General features: G+C 73.7%; 13 protein-coding genes. 8 read left to right on the top strand and 5 right to left on the bottom strand.

Going from position 1 to position 12,894, the window contains the following annotated elements:
• Nucleotides 1-60 precede the first annotated feature (60 nt).
• From ACPFP2_RS18860 to mug, 6 genes are all read left to right on the top strand, one after another.
• Entirely contained in the window at nt 61-633 is a 573-nt protein-coding gene (locus tag ACPFP2_RS18860) for a TetR/AcrR family transcriptional regulator (protein ID WP_088975104.1), read from the top strand.
• Between the two features lie 99 nt (nt 634-732).
• Nucleotides 733-1,647: a TIGR04222 domain-containing membrane protein gene (locus tag ACPFP2_RS18865; protein ID WP_424090491.1), complete on the top strand. Its 915-nt coding sequence runs from the start codon at nt 733-735 to the stop codon at nt 1,645-1,647.
• Nucleotides 1,644-2,456, top strand: coding sequence for a DUF692 domain-containing protein (locus tag ACPFP2_RS18870; protein WP_424090492.1), 813 nt, complete (start codon nt 1,644-1,646; stop codon nt 2,454-2,456). Before ACPFP2_RS18865 ends, ACPFP2_RS18870 begins: the two co-directional genes overlap by 4 nt.
• Entirely contained in the window at nt 2,453-2,944 is a 492-nt protein-coding gene (locus tag ACPFP2_RS18875) for a hypothetical protein (protein ID WP_424090493.1), read from the top strand. Before ACPFP2_RS18870 ends, ACPFP2_RS18875 begins: the two co-directional genes overlap by 4 nt.
• A gap of 49 nt (nt 2,945-2,993) precedes the next feature.
• Nucleotides 2,994-3,755 carry an SDR family oxidoreductase gene (locus ACPFP2_RS18880; protein WP_424090494.1) on the top strand — a complete coding sequence of 254 codons (762 nt, stop codon included), beginning with the start codon at nt 2,994-2,996 and terminating at the stop codon, nt 3,753-3,755.
• Nucleotides 3,752-4,489, top strand: a complete 738-nt coding sequence (gene mug / locus ACPFP2_RS18885) for a G/U mismatch-specific DNA glycosylase (RefSeq protein ID WP_424090495.1) — start codon at nt 3,752-3,754, stop codon at nt 4,487-4,489. Before ACPFP2_RS18880 ends, mug begins: the two co-directional genes overlap by 4 nt.
• Here mug and ACPFP2_RS18890 read toward each other — a convergent pair.
• The 3 genes from ACPFP2_RS18890 to ACPFP2_RS18900 form a co-directional block, all read right to left on the bottom strand.
• Complete coding sequence (locus ACPFP2_RS18890) at nt 4,486-6,468, bottom strand: ABC transporter ATP-binding protein (protein WP_424090589.1); 1,983 nt, start codon at nt 6,466-6,468, stop codon at nt 4,486-4,488. The two genes, mug and ACPFP2_RS18890, sit on opposite strands and share 4 nt — an antisense overlap.
• A 114-nt stretch (nt 6,469-6,582) precedes the next feature.
• A complete protein-coding gene (locus ACPFP2_RS18895) occupies nt 6,583-7,350 on the bottom strand; it encodes an enoyl-CoA hydratase/isomerase family protein (RefSeq protein ID WP_424090496.1) in 768 nt (255 codons plus the stop codon).
• A 46-nt stretch (nt 7,351-7,396) separates the two neighbouring features.
• Nucleotides 7,397-7,624, bottom strand: a complete 228-nt coding sequence (locus ACPFP2_RS18900) for a helix-turn-helix domain-containing protein (protein WP_007072022.1) — start codon at nt 7,622-7,624, stop codon at nt 7,397-7,399.
• Between the two features lie 205 nt (nt 7,625-7,829).
• On the opposite strand from ACPFP2_RS18900, the gene ACPFP2_RS18905 reads away from it, so the two are divergent.
• Nucleotides 7,830-8,423, top strand: a complete 594-nt coding sequence (locus tag ACPFP2_RS18905) for a cadmium resistance transporter (protein WP_424090497.1) — start codon at nt 7,830-7,832, stop codon at nt 8,421-8,423.
• 142 nt (nt 8,424-8,565) lie between these two features.
• Here the strand turns inward: ACPFP2_RS18905 and ACPFP2_RS18910 are convergent, their stop codons facing one another.
• Nucleotides 8,566-10,170: an ABC-F family ATP-binding cassette domain-containing protein gene (locus ACPFP2_RS18910; protein WP_424090498.1), complete on the bottom strand. Its 1,605-nt coding sequence runs from the start codon at nt 10,168-10,170 to the stop codon at nt 8,566-8,568.
• A gap of 244 nt (nt 10,171-10,414) precedes the next feature.
• On the opposite strand from ACPFP2_RS18910, the gene ypfJ reads away from it, so the two are divergent.
• Entirely contained in the window at nt 10,415-11,329 is a 915-nt protein-coding gene (gene ypfJ, locus ACPFP2_RS18915) for a KPN_02809 family neutral zinc metallopeptidase (protein ID WP_424090590.1), read from the top strand.
• 202 nt (nt 11,330-11,531) lie between these two features.
• Here ypfJ and ACPFP2_RS18920 read toward each other — a convergent pair whose 3' ends face one another.
• A complete protein-coding gene (locus ACPFP2_RS18920; protein ID WP_424090499.1) occupies nt 11,532-12,749 on the bottom strand; it encodes an RCC1 domain-containing protein in 1,218 nt (405 codons plus the stop codon).
• Nucleotides 12,750-12,894 lie beyond the last annotated feature (145 nt).

Raw genomic sequence — 12,894 nt, forward strand, 5'->3', positions numbered from 1 at the left:
GAGCAATCCAAGCCGTACGTACGGTTTGCGTAACAGAGGGTCAGCTGCAACGATCGACCCGTGCCCAGAGTAAGTCAGGACCAGCTCGACGCGCGCCGGCAGGAGATCCTCGGTGCGGCCCGGGCCTGTTTCGCCCGGCACGGCTACGAGGGAGCCACCGTCCGCCGGCTGGAGGAGGCCACCGGGCTGTCCCGGGGCGCGATCTTCCACCACTTCCGGGACAAGGACTCACTCTTCCTCGCCGTGGCCGAGGACGACGCCGCCGCGATGGTCGAGACGGTGGCCCGCAACGGTCTGGTCCAGGTCATGCGGGACCTGCTCGCCCGGGCGGTCTCCCCGGACACCACCGGCTGGCTGGGCAGCCAGCTGGAGGTCTCCCGCCGGCTGCGCACCGACCCGGCGTTCGCCCGCCGCTGGGCCGAGCGCTCCGCCGCGATCGCCGAGGCGACCCGGGAGCGACTGGTCCGCCAGCGGGAGGCGGGAGTGCTGCGCGAGGACGTCCCGATCGACGTGCTGGCCCAGTTCCTGGAGCTGGCGTACGACGGTCTGGTGCTGCACCTGGCCATGGGGCGGCCGGCCGGCGACCTGGGGCCGGTGCTGGACCTCGTCGAGGAGGCCGTGCGCCGGCGCTGAGCGCCGTCTCGGCTCGGTAACTGGGCCGGCGCACCGGTCGCCGCGTGGCGGGGCTGCTCCACAATGATGCCGCGATCCCCTCGCGCGACAGGAGCAGCCATGACCGTTCTCGCCGCCCCGGGCGACACCTGGGGCATCCCCGGTCCCGTCTTCCTCGGCCTGTACCTGACCGCCGCCCTGGTGGTGGTCGTCGGCGCGATCGTGCACCGGTCCCGGGTCCTCGCCGGGCGGCCGGGCGGCACGATCGACGCCCTCGGCCCGCAGCAGGTGGCGTACCTCAACGGCGGTGACCAGCTCGCGGTCTGGGCCTCGCTGGGCGGCCTGCGCGGCAGTGGCGCGGTCGGCGTACGTCCCGACCGGCGGCTCACCACCGGCGGTGCCCTGCCCGCCGGGGTCACCCCGCTGGACCAGGCGGTCCACCACGCGGCCCGGCGCAACCTGTACGCCCGCGAGCTGACCCGCGACGAGTGGGTGGCCCGGGCCCTGACCGAGCTGCGCGAGGGCCTCGAACGGCAGGGGCTGGCGCTCTCCCCCGCGCAGCGGCGCACCGCCCGCAACGGCTCCCTGGCGGTGTTCGGGCTGCTCGTGCTCGGCGCGGTACGGCTGGGCGCCGGGCTGTCCCAGGGCAAGCCGATCGCCTTCCTGCTGGTCGCCTTCCTCGTCCTGACCGTCCCGGCGATCCTGCTGAACCGGGTGCCGTGGCGTACCCGGGCCGCCGACGCCGCGCTGCGCGAGCTGCGTCGGCGGCACACCCACCTCTCCCCCACCTCCGCGCCGGCGTACGCCACCTACGGCGCGGCCGGAGCGGCGATGGGTGTCGCCCTGTTCGGCACCGTCTCGCTCTGGAGCCTGGACCCGGGCTTCGCCGAGCAGGCCGAGATCCAGCGGCAGGCACTCAACTCCGGCGGCGGGGCGGGCAGCTCCGGCGGCAGCTCCTGCGGCGGCGGCAGCTCGTGCAGCGGCGGCAGCTCCTGCGGAGGTGGTGGCGGCTGCGGCGGCGGGTGCGGCGGATGACCGGCCCGAGCGGGGTGGGCATCGGCTGGCGGCCGGAGATCGCCGGTTTCGTCGCCGAGCTGCCCGGCCTGCGCTTCGTCGAGGTGGTCGCCGAGTCGGTGCACGCCGAGCTGCCGCCGGGCCTCGCCGAACTGCGGGCGCGCGGGGTCACCGTCGTACCGCACGGGGTGCGGCTCTCCCTCGGCGGCGCGGAGCCGGTCGACCCGGCCCGGGTGGCCCACCTGGCACGGGTGGCGGAGCTGGTCGAGGCACCGCTGGTCAGCGAGCACATCGCGTTCGTCCGGGCCGGCGGCCTGGAGGCCGGTCACCTGCTGCCCCTGCCGCGCAGCCGGGAGGCGGTGGCCGCGGTGGTGGCAAACGTCCGGCGCGCCCAGGCCGAGCTGCCGGTGCCGCTCGCCCTGGAACCGATCGCCGCCCTCTTCGACTGGCCCGACGACGAACTGGACGAGGCGGACTTCCTCACCGAGATCCTCGACGCCACCGGGGCCACGCTGCTGCTCGACGTCGCCAACGTGCACGCCAACGCCCGCAACCGGGGCGGCGACCCGCTCGCCCTGCTGGACCGGCTACCGCTGGACCGGGTCGCCTACGTCCACGTGGCCGGCGGCGCCGAGCGGGGCGGGTTCTACCACGACACGCACACCGACCCGGTGCCGCCGGAGGTGCTCGACCTGGTCGGCGCGCTCTGCGCCCGGCGCCGACCCCCGGCGCTGCTGCTCGAACGCGACGGCCACTACCCGCCCGCGCCCGCGCTGCGGGCCGAGCTGGACGCCCTGGCCGCCGCCTCCGGATACCCGGTGGTCACGTGACCGCCCCCGACGCGCCGACCCCGCACCCCGAACGGCGTCCGGCGTACGGCGACCTGGCCGCCCGGCAGGCCGCGCTGGTGGCGGCCCTGGTCGCCGGCGCGCCCACCCCGCCCGGCTTCGCGCCCGCCCCGGTGGACGCGGCCCGGGCCGCACTGCTGCGCAAGCGGGCCGGCGACGTGGCACGGCACTGGCCGCTGCTCGCCGCCGGCCTCGGGGACACCTGGTGGGAGACCTTCCGTGCCTGGGCGGCGCACCGGCCGACCAACGGGTCGCTGCGCGACGGCTGGGACCTGGCCCGCGCCCTGCGCGCGAGGGGCGCCCTGCCCCCGCTCGGCGCGGAGGAGTTGGCGGCACGCGAGGCGGCCACCCGCTACGACGGCCTCGACACGCCGCGACCCCGTCGGCTGCCGGCCGTCGCCCGCGCCGGCGGCGCCGTCGCCGTCCAGCTCGCCGGTCGGGTACGGCTGCTGCGCCCGGCCCGCCGCTGAGCCCCACCGCCGGGTGCGACCGGTAGGCCGGTACGGCAGGATCGACCGTATGGATCTCGGACTCACCGATCGGGTGTACGTGCTGACCGGCGCGTCGCGCGGGCTGGGCTTCGCCACCGCGCGGTGCCTCGTCGCCGACGGCGCCCGGGTGGTCGTCTCCGCGCGGGCGCCGGAGCGGGTGGCCGAGGCGGTCGCGCGGCTGGGCGGCCCGGAGCACGCCGTCGGGCTCACCGCCGACCTGGCCGACCCCGCCACCCCGCAACGGCTGGTCACCGCGGCCCGGGAACACTTCGGCCGGCTGGACGGCGCGCTCGTCTCGGTCGGCGGGCCCCCACCGGGCACCGCCGCCCAGGTCGACGACGAGCAGTGGCGGCAGTCCTTCGAGACGGTCTTCCTGGGCAGCGTGCGGATGGCCCGTACGGTCGCCGCCGCGCTCACCGACGGCGGCGCGATCGGGCTGGTGCTCTCCACCTCGACCCGCAGCCCGGTCCCCGGACTCGGCATCTCCAACGGCCTGCGGCCCGGCCTGGCCGGGGTGGCCAAGGACATGGCCGACGAGTACGGGCCCCGGGGCGTACGCGTGCTGGGCCTGCTGCCCGGGCGGATCATGACGGACCGCAACCGCGAGCTCCTCGCCGCCACGGGCGACGCGGAGGCGGCCCGGGCCGAGGCGGAGGCGGGCATCCCGCTGCGTCGCATCGGCGACCCGGCCGAGTTCGGGCGGGTCGCCGCCTTCCTGCTCTCCCCCGCGGCGGGCTACGTCACCGGAGTGACCGTGCCGGTCGACGGCGGCGCGCTGCGCGGCCTGTGACCCCGGCCCGCCGTACCCCCGCCGGGGGACGGGCCTCGGACCCGGCCACCGGTGGCCGTGGACACACCGCCGACGGCCTCGGCCGCACCACCGGCGACGTCGCGCACACGGCCGGCGACCTCGACCGCACCGCCGGCAACCTCGGGCACACGGCCGGCGACCTCGCGCTCACCGGGGCCGGCGGGCGGCACCCGCGTCCGACGAAGGAGGAGCTGGCCGCGGCGGCGGACCGGACCATCCCGGACGTCATCGCCGACGGGCTGGACGTGATCTTCGTGGGCATCAACCCGGGCCTGTGGTCGGCGGCGACCGGCTGGCACTTCGCCCGTCCGGGCAACCGCTTCTGGCCGGCCCTGCACCGGGGCGGGTTCACCCCGCGCCGGCTGCACCCCGGCGAGCAGGGCGAGCTGCCTCGCCTGGGGCTGGGCATCACCAACATGGTGGCCCGGGCCAGCGCCCGCGCCGACGAGCTGACCGCCGCCGAGCTGGTGGCCGGCGCGGAGATCCTGGCCGGCAAGGTGCGGCGGCACCGGCCGGCCTGGGTGGCGGTGGTCGGGGTGACCGCGTACCGGATCGGCTTCGCCCGGCCGAAGGCCGGTTTCGGCCCCCAACCGGAGCGGCTGGCCGGTGCCCGGCTCTGGGTGCTGCCCAACCCGAGCGGGCTGAACGCCCACTTCACCGCCGAGACGCTCGGCGCCGCCTTCGCCGAGCTGCGCGCGGCGGTCGCCGGTTAGTTGGCGGCGGCGGGGGGCAGCGCCTCCTGGGCGACGTACGTGCCCATCGGCACGGTGGTCACCACCGGCTCGGGCTCCACGTCGTCGGCGTACGGGGCGGGCGAGTCGGCGACCGCGAACTGGGTGCGGTACAGCTCGGCGTAGAGCCCGCCGACGGCGACCAGCTCGTCGTGCCGGCCCCGCTCCACGATCCGGCCGTCGTCGAGGACCAGGATCTGGTCGGCCTCCCGGACGGTGGAGAGCCGGTGCGCGATGACCAACGCGGTACGCCCGGTCAGCGCCACTGACAGGGCCCGCTGCACGGCCGCCTCGCTCTCCGAGTCCAGGTGGGCGGTGGCCTCGTCGAGGATCACGATCGACGGCGCCTTGAGCAGCAGCCGGGCGATCGCGATGCGCTGCTTCTCGCCGCCGGAGAAGCGGTACCCGCGCTCGCCGACCATGGTGTCCAGCCCGTCGGGCAGGGCCCGGACCAGGTCGGCGACCTGCGCGCCGGCCAGCGCCGCCCAGATCTCGTCGTCGGTGGCCTCGGGCTTGGCGTAGCGCAGGTTCTCCCGGATGGTCTCGTGGAAGAGGTGGCTGTCCTGGGTGACCACGCCGATCTCGTCGCGCAGCGAGGCGAGGGTGGCGTCGCGGACGTCCACCCCGCCGACGCGCACCTCGCCGTCGGTGACGTCGTAGATCCGGGAGATCAGCATCGACAGCGTGGACTTGCCGGCGCCGGAGGGGCCGACCAGGGCCACCATCTGGCCCGGCTCGACGGTGAACGAGACGCCCTTGAGCACCGGCTCGTTGACCGTACGGTCGAGGGTGGCGACCTCCTCCAGCGAGGCCAGCGACACCTCGGCGGCGGCCGGGTAGCGGAACCGCACGTCGCGGAACTCGACCCGGCCGTTGCCCCGGGGCACCGGCGCCGCGTCCGGCTTCTCCTCGATGCCGGGGCGCAGGTCGAGCACCTCGAAGACCCGGTCGAAGGAGACGAGGGCGCTCATCACGTCCACCCGGACGTTGGAGAGCGCGGTCAGCGGGCCGTACAGGCGGGTGAGCAGCAGCGCGAGGGTGACCACGGTGCCGGCGCTGACCGCGCCGGTGACCGCCAGCCAACCGCCGAGCCCGTAGGTCAGGGCCTGGGCCAGCGAGGCGACCAGGAGCATCGCCACGAAGAAGGTACGCGAGTACATCGCCGACTGGATGCCGATGTCGCGGACCCGCTCGGCCCGGCCGGCGAAACGGCGGGCCTCCTCCTCGGGCGAGCCGAAGAGCTTGACCAGCAGCGCCCCCGCCACCCCGAACCGCTCGGTCATGGTCGCGTTCATCTTGGCGTCGAGGTTGTACGACTCCCGGGTGATCTCGGCCAGCCGCTTGCCGACCCGACGGGCCGGAATGATGAAGATCGGCAGCAGCACCAGCGACAGCGCGGTGATCTGCCAGGAGAGGGTGAACATCACCGCGGCGGTGAGGACCAGCTGGATGACGTTGCTGACCACGCCGGACAGCGTCGAGGTGAACGCCCGCTGGGCGCCCATCACGTCGTTGTTGAGCCGGCTGACCAGAGCGCCGGTCTGGGTGCGGGTGAAGAACTGCAACGGCATCCGCTGCACGTGGTCGTAGACCCGGGTGCGCAGGTCGAGGATGATCCCCTCACCGATGCGGGCCGAGTACCACCGCTGGGCCAGGGAGAAGAGCGCGTCGGCGACGGCCAGGGCGGCGATGATCAGCGCCAGCCGGACGACCGCGTCGCCCGCGTCCGGGCCGCCCCGGGTGATGGTGTTGATGACGTCGCCGGCCAGCACCGGGGTGGCCACCCCGATGATTGCGGCGATCACCACGGTGATCAGGAAGACGACGATGTCCCGCCGGTACGGCCGGGCGAAGGCGACGATCCGCCGGGCGGTGCCGCGCTTGAGCCGGTGCGCGGAGACCTCGTCCTGGCTGCGCATCGACCGGAGCATGCTCCACCCGGCCATGCCCCCGCCGGACATCGGGTTGGACATCGGTCACCTCCGGATCGTGGGCAGCGCTGCGCCGTCGGGTTCGATTCTCCCGACGACTACGACAACCTCGGCAGTAACCCGGATCTTCCCGAACGGTCCTTACTATTCTCCCCGGCCGGCGAGATCACGCAGCCGGCGGGTCTGCGCCTCCCGCTCCGCGCGCTGCTGCTCGGCGTGCGTACGGCCACCGGCGCCGGCGAGCAGGGCCTTGATCTCGACCACCGCGTCACGGTTGGCCGAGAGCAGCCCGGCGGTGAGGTCGCGGACCGCCCCGTCCAGGTCGGCGCGGGGCACGACGAGGGTGGCCAGACCGATCCGGTCCGCCTCGGCGGCGTCCAGCCGCCGGCCCGTCGCGCAGATCTCCAGCGCGCGGGAGTAGCCGACCAGCTCCACCAGGCGCTTGGTGCCGGCCAGGTCGGGAACCAGCCCGAGGGTCACCTCGGCCATGGAGAACCGGGCGTCCTCGGCGAGCACCCGCAGGTCGCAGGCGAGCGCCAGCTGGAAGCCCGCGCCGATGGCGTGCCCCTGCACGGCGGCCACCGAGATCACGTCGGGGCGGTGCAGCCAGCTGAAGCCCTGCTGGTACTCGGCGATCCGGTCGGCGCACTCCTGCTCGGGCAGGGTGGAGAGTTCGGCGAAGGAGCCGGGCCCGGAGGCGCCGGCCACCGACAGGTCGAGGCCGGCCGAGAACGCCCGCCCCTCACCGCGCACCACGACGACACGCACGTCGCCGGGAAGATCCCGGGAGAAGTCGCTCATCGCGCGCCACATCGCCGGGGTCTGGGCGTTGAGCACGTCGGGCCGGCACAACGTGACCGTCGCGACCGGCCCGTCGCAGTCGAGTCGTACCCCGGTCGTCTCTGCGGTCACCGGACCGCCCGGAGGACGACGCTGGTGGACGACACTGGTGGGCGGGTCACGCCTTCTTGCGGCGCCGGGCGCCGCCACGCTGGCGCAACTGCACCCCGGACTCGGTGAGCACCCGGTGGATGAACCCGTAGGATCGTCCCGTCGAGGCCGCGAGAGCACGGATGCTCTCTCCGCCGGTGTACCGCTTTACCAGGTCCTTGGCGAGCGTCTGACGCTCGGCTCCGACGATCCGGCGACCCTTCTCAGTGCTGGTGGCTGTGCCAGTGGCTGCCATGCTGATTCCTCACGTCCCAGACTGTGCGGTTCGGATACGGTCCCACCTATTAGACCGCCTCGAACGATCATGCGCCAGATATCAACTCTTCGCCAACCGACACGCTATGCGATGTCAGCTTCCCGATAGAGTGATCCTTCCGACGTCGCCGTGTGGTGGGGCGTCCGGTTCGACGGGCCGGGCCGCCGGCCGTACCCTGCCGGGCGTGACGGACCTGCTCGCCGCCGCTGCCGCCGCGGCGCTGGTGTTCGCGGCCACCAACGTCGACGACATCGTGGTGCTGACCGTGCTCTTCGTGGCGGCGCGCGGCACCGGGCGACCCCGGCCGTGGCACATCGTCGCCGGGCAGTACCTGGGCATCGGCGCGCTGGTCACCGCCGCCGTCGTGGGCGCGGTGGGGCTGCTGGTCGTGCCGGACCCGTGGACCGGGCTGCTCGGGCTGCTCCCGATCGGGCTCGGCGTACGGGCCCTGCTGGCCCGGTCCGACGGCGACGAGCCGCCGGCGGTGGTCGGCAGCCTGCTCGGGGTGGCCGGCGTGACGATCGCGAACGGCGCCGACAACATCGCCGTCTACGTCCCGGTGTTCCGCTCGCTCGATCCGGCGACCGGCCTGGTCTGGCTGCTGGTCTTCGCCGCCCTGGTGGCCGCCTGGTGCGCGGCGGCGGCCCTGCTCGGCAGCCACCCCCGGGTGGTCCGCCTGGTCGACCGCACCGGCCACCGGCTGGTCCCGGCGATCTTCATCGCCATCGGCGTCGTGATCCTGGCCAGCTCCGGCCTCCCCGCCCACCTCCTCCCCTGACTGGGAAGCTGGCCGCCCGCCGGCCCCCGCGCGGCCACCGGCCCCCGCGCGGTCGATCATGAAGTTGTTGTCGCGACACGCCGGGCGGGACGACAACAACTTCATGATCGACGGGGTGGCTCCCCTGGGAGCGGGGGGTGGGTCAGGCGAGTTCGACGAGTTCGAGGAGGTCGTCGGACCAGGCGTCCTCGTCGCCGTCGGGCAGGAGGATCGCGCGGTCGGGCTTGAGAGCCAGCACGGCGCCCGGGTCGTGGGTGACCAGCACGATTGCGCCCGGGTAGCGGGCGATCGCGTCGAGCACCTGCTCGCGGCTGACCGGGTCGAGGTTGTTCGTCGGCTCGTCGAGCAGCAGCACGTTCGCGCCGGAGCAGACCAGGGTGGCCAGGGCGAGCCGGGTCTTCTCGCCGCCGGAGAGCACCCCGGCGGGCTTGTCGACGTCCTCACCGGAGAAGAGGAACGCGCCGAGGATCTTGCGCAGGTCGGTGTCGGTCTGGTCCGCCGCGGCGCTGCGCATGTGCTCCAGGATCGTCCGCTGCACGTCCAGCGTCTCGTGCTCCTGGGCGTAGTAGCCCAGCCGCAGCCCGTGGCCCGGGTTCACCGAACCGGTGTCCGGCTCCAGCAGGCCGCCGAGCATCCGCAGCAGGGTGGTCTTGCCGGCGCCGTTGAGGCCGAGGATGGCCACCCGGGAACCGCGGTCCACCGCGACGTCCACGTCGGTGAAGATCTCCAGCGAGCCGTACGACTTCGACAGGGCGGTCGCGGTCAGCGGCGTCTTGCCGCAGGGCGCCGGGTTCGGGAACCGCACCTTGGCCACCTTGTCGGCGACCCGGACCTCGTCCAGGCCGGAGAGCAGCCTCTCGGCCCGGCGGGCCATGTTCTGCGCGGCGACGGTCTTGGTGGCCTTGGCCCGCATCTTGTCGGCCTGCGCCATCAGCGCGCCGGCCTTCTTCTCGGCGTTGGCCCGCTCCCGGCGGCGACGCCGCTCGTCGACCTCGCGGGCCTCCAGGTACGCCTTCCAGCCCAGGTTGTAGACGTCGACCACCGAGCGCGTGGCGTCGAGGAACCAGACCTTGTTGACCACCGACTCGAGCAGCGCGCCGTCGTGGGAGATCACGATCAGCCCGCCCTTGTGGTTGGCGAGGAAACCGCGCAGCCAGGTGATCGAGTCGGCGTCGAGGTGGTTGGTCGGCTCGTCGAGCAGCAGGATGCCGCCGCCGTTCTCGCCGGCGTCGCGGAACAGGATCCGGGCCAGCTCGATCCGGCGGCGCTGACCGCCGGAGAGGGTGCCGATGGTCTGCGCCAGGGCACGGTCGGGCAGACCGAGGTTGGCGCAGATCCGGGCGGCCTCGGCCTCGGCGGCGTACCCGCCGAGGGCGGCGAACTGGTCCTCCAGCGCGCCGTAGCGCCGGACCAGCTTCTCGTCGGCGTCGACGGCGAGGCGATCCTCCAGCTCCTTCATCTGGGCCATCAGCACGTCCAGTCCACGGGCGGAGAGCACCCGGTCCCGCCCGGTGACGTCCAGGTCGCCGGTGCGCGGGTCCTGCGGGAGGTAGCCGATGGCGCTGCGCCGGTCGATCTGGCCGGCGTACGGCTGCCCCTCCCCGGCCAGCACCTTCAGCGTGGTGGTCTTGCCGGCGCCGTTGCGGCCGACCAGGCCGATCCGGTCGCCGGGCTGCACCCGCAGGGTGGTGTCGGACAGCAGGATCCGGGCGCCGGCGCGCAGCTCCAGGCCGGTGGCAGTGATCATTTCCGGTACTCGCTCTCGGGGTCTGGAAGGGCTGACTCAGGGCACGCGAAACGGCCGGCGGGCCTCAGGGACCGTCGGCGCGGGGCGGTTCAGCCTTCGCAGAGCAGCACGGGGGCAAGTGTACCGGGCGGCCCGTGACGGGCCGCCCGGATTACCCGGCAAGATCATCGGGTACCGAATCGCCGTCCGGACCCGGTCCGGTACCGCAACCACCAGACGTGACGAATCGGTGATCGGGGTCAACATGGAGCTGAACGAGAACGCGCGGATCGACACCAGTCAGGTGGACGACCGGCGAGGGTCCGGCGGAGGCGGCGGGATGGGCATCCCCATCCCGATCGGCGGCGGTCGCGGGGGCATCGTCGGCATCATCATCGCCGTGCTGGTGGCCCTGGTCGGCGGCGGCTTCGGGCTGAACGCGATGAACGGCGGCGGCGGGGCGGAGCAGGGGGACAACACCTCCCTGGAGCAGAAGTGCTCCACCGACGACGCGCTCCAGCAGTTGGACTGCCGCAACACCCTCTACGTGAACTCCATCCAGGCGTACTGGCGCACGGCGCTGCCGGAGGCGTTCGGCGAGCAGTACCGCCCGTCGAAGACGGTCTTCTTCAGCCAGGGCGTGAACACCGCCTGCGGCCAGGCCGACTCCGGCGTCGGCCCGTTCTACTGCCCCGCCGACGACCTGATCTACATCGACCTCACCTTCTACCGGGTGCTGGCCGACCAACTCGGCGCCGAGGGCGAGTTCGCCCAGCCGTACGTGCTGGCCCACGAGTACGGCCACCACGTGCAGGACCTGCTCGGCACCGAGGCGCAGATGCGCCGCCAGCAGCAGCGCGACCCGGACAACGCCAACGCGCTGTCGGTGAAGCTGGAACTCCAGGCCGACTGCTACGCCGGGGCCTGGGCGAAGAACGCCACCGGCACCGCCGACGAATCGGGTCAGAAGATCTTCAAGAGCATCTCGGAGCAGGACATCGCGCAGGCGATCGACACGGCCGAGAAGATCGGCGACGACGCCATCTCCGAGCGGGCCAACCGCCCGGTCAACCCGGAGGAGTTCACCCACGGCTCGTCCGCGCAGCGCAAGGAGTGGTTCACCCGGGGCTACCAGACCGGCGACCCGAAGTCCTGCGACACCTTCGGCGGCAGCCTCTGAGCGTCCGGCACCCGACCGGCGCGGGGGGGGGGGGGGGGGGGGGTGGTGGGGGGGGGGGGGGGGGAGGGAGCGGAAAACAGAAAATGGTTTTTTGTTGGTAGTGTTGGAGAGGAACCCGTACGGGCGGGCGGGGTTGTTGCCTGGGACGGTGGAAGCGCAGTCAGTGGTCAGGCCGACGGCCCGGCATCGTGTTTCGGCGCGGTCAGCTCGGCAGGGTCACCTGGGCCGGGGTGGACCGCCCGGTGGTGGTGCCGTCGCCCAACTGCCCTCCGCTGTTGTCGCCCCAGCACCACAGGCCGCCGTCGGTGCGGATCGCGCAGCTGTGGCTGCTGGCGGCCAGGCCGCCGGTCCAGGTGCCGGCGTCACCGACCCGGGTGGGTGCGTTGCGGTGGACGGTGGTGCCGTCGCCCACCTGCCCCTCCGCGTTCTTGCCCCAGCACCACAGGCTGCCGTCGGTGCGGACCGCGCACGACGTGTCGCCGCTCGCGCCGACCCTGCTCCAGGTGGTGGTCGTGCCGACCTGGACCGGCGTGGTCTGGAAGTTGGCGCTCACGCCCAGCTGCCCGTACCCGTTCTCACCCCAGCACCAGAGGGTGCCGGACCGGACCCCGCAGGTGTGCGCGTACCCGGCCGTCACGCCGGTCCAGGTGGTCGCGGTGCCGACCTGCGCCGGCGTCGTCTGAGAGCCCAGGATGCCGAGACCGAGCTGCCCGTCGGAGCTGTAACCCCAGCACCACAGCGTCCCGTCGGTGCGGACACCGCAGGTGTGCGCGAAGCCGGTCGAGACGCTCGCCCAGTTGGTCGCCGTACCGACCTGCAGCGGGGTGGTCGCGACATAAGGCGAGCTGCCGACGCCCAACTGCGAGGTCCGGTTGAAACCCCAGCACCAGAGGGTGCCGTCGGTCCGCACGGCGCAGGTGTGGGCGGGCCCGGCGTCGACCCTGGCCCAGGTGGTGGCGGTGCCCACCCGCACCGGGGTGCTCCGGCTCGTGGTGGTCCCGTCACCGAGCTGGCCCCGGAAGTTGCTGCCCCAGCACCACAGCGACCCGTCCGCCTGCACCCCGCAGGTGTGCCCGGAGCCCGCGTCGACCCCGGTCCAGGTGGCGGTGCCGACCCGCGCCGGGGCGCTCCGGTTCGTGGTGGTCCCGTCACCGAGCTGGCCACCGTAGTTCGAGCCCCAGCACCACAGTCCCCCGTCGGCACTGATCGCACAGGTGTGGGCGGTGCCCGTGGTGACGCTGGTGACCGCCGGGGCGGCCAGCGCGCCGCGCTCGGTGGGGCTGACGCCCGCGGTCGCCGCGCCGACCGTCAGCGCGACGGTGAGCACCGCACTTCCGGTGGACATCGCCGCTGCGGCGACGAGGAGTCTGGTTGCACGGCGCCACCGGGCCCGCAGCCGGCCGTCCTGATGTCCGTTCATGTACTGTTCTCTCCCAACGATGTCGGTGCCTGGATGACGGAGCTGCCCCGGTGGGTCGCCCGGAGACCCACCACTTCGTGGCACCGACCATATGCATCGACTGCGTTCGATGCACTATCGACGGGCTGGATTGCCCCGTCTTGAT

The organism is Micromonospora citrea (assembly GCF_049629545.1).
Taxonomy (GTDB): Bacteria; Actinomycetota; Actinomycetes; order Mycobacteriales; family Micromonosporaceae; genus Micromonospora; species Micromonospora citrea_A.